This window comes from Pedobacter sp. MR2016-19 (assembly GCF_014947265.1).
In the GTDB taxonomy this organism is placed as follows: domain Bacteria; phylum Bacteroidota; class Bacteroidia; order Sphingobacteriales; family Sphingobacteriaceae; genus Pedobacter.
Genome location: NZ_JADCNK010000049.1, coordinates 1 through 1,579, shown reverse-complemented (window position 1 = coordinate 1,579; position 1,579 = coordinate 1). Strand labels below are relative to the sequence as shown.

Genomic DNA, 1,579 nt, shown 5'->3' with positions numbered 1-1,579 from the left:
CTGTCCTCTCCTAAAAAAACTTGACACATTTTGGCTTAAAAAAACTCAAAATGAATCAAGAGAAAAAAAGCAATGGATTTAGTATTTTAGTTTCCGATTCTTTCGACCGTACGGATGACCACAATGCCTATGAAGTTTCCTTCAGGCGATGGCTGGTATCTCAGTTGGAAGCAAGGGAAATGACAGTTAGCGAAGCGATCAGGAAGTTTAACATCAATCCCTCAAGTGGACCAGAACTGATAAGAACCTGGCGCAAGAAGTATTCGGACGATATTATTCCAGAACCCATAGAAATGACCCAACAGGAAAGACAGGATCTGATTGCATTGCAGAAGCAGATAAAAGCGATGGAAAAGCAGCTTGAGGATGCCAGGATGCACAATATTGCCCTCAATACACTAATAGATGTAGCTGAGGAAAAACTCAAGATCAATATCAGAAAAAAGCCTGGTGCCAAACAGTAACACTATTGATGCAGCTTTACGGTAGCTTTAGCATAAGCTACTACTGCAGACTGTTTGGCAAGAGCCGTCAGGCCTGGTATGAACAAAAAGCACAGCCGGCAATGCATATGCGCGATGCACTGGTCGTCAGATTGGTTACAGAGATCAGGGAACAGCTTCCATACTGCGGGGTCGACAAACTCTACCACATGCTGAAGGAAGATTTTACAGCCCATGGAATAAAACTGGGAAGGGATGGCCTTTATAGGCTTATGGGCAGTTATGGGATGCTCATCAGGCACCGTAGGAGAAAGCCCTACTGCACCATGTCCAATCATCATTACAGAAAATACCCAAACCTGATCCGTGAAAAGGTGATCAATAACCCAGGGGTATTATGGGTAAGCGATATCACCTATATCCGGCAAGCTTCCGGTTTCAGCTACCTAAGCATTGTTACCGATGCCTATAGCCGAAAGATCGTAGGTTACAAACTTCACCCGACCCTGCATAGTGAAGGGGCCATTGATGCACTGTTGATGGCAGCCAAGGACCTGAAAAGAACTTCAGGGCTTATCCATCACAGTGACAGGGGTATACAGTACTGTTGCAATGAATATGTCCGGGTTATAGACTATTTACATATACAGCTATCAATGACCGAAAGTGGGGATCCATATGAAAATGCCATTGCAGAAAGGATTAACGGGATACTGAAGTATGAACATGGGCTTAAAGAAACCTTTCCCTCTTTTGAAAAGGCAAAATCAGCCGTAGATGATGCCGTAACCAAATATAACAGCATCAGGATACATGACAGCTGTGGCAGGCTCACCCCTATAATGGCGCACGAAAGAAATGGAACACTTAAGAAATACTGGAGGAAAAAGAATTACAAAACCAGTAATAAGGAAAACAAACCCGTTGTTGTTCCGTAATTGGGATAAGAGGAAAAGAAATCCAAGGAATAAGGAAAACAGCAGGATATAAACCAGGAATAACCCCAAACAAAATAACCCTTAGAACTAATAAAAATTAAAAGTTATATTGCATTAGTAAATCAAGTAAATTGGTGTAAAAAGCCTTAGTAATTATTCACCAAAACTGTCAAGCTTTTTTAGGAAGGGTCAAACTGC

At 42.0% G+C, this 1,579-nt stretch carries 2 protein-coding genes; both read left to right on the top strand.

The features are described from left to right. Nucleotides 1-50: 50 nt before the first annotated feature. Nucleotides 51-464: a hypothetical protein gene (locus IM793_RS24660; protein ID WP_193426165.1), complete on the top strand. Its 414-nt coding sequence runs from the start codon at nt 51-53 to the stop codon at nt 462-464. An 8-nt stretch (nt 465-472) separates the two neighbouring features. Continuing rightward, on the top strand, nt 473-1,381 hold the full coding sequence (locus IM793_RS24655; RefSeq protein WP_227256388.1) for an IS3 family transposase: 909 nt from the start codon (nt 473-475) through the stop codon (nt 1,379-1,381). The last annotated feature ends 198 nt before the right edge of the window (nt 1,382-1,579 follow it).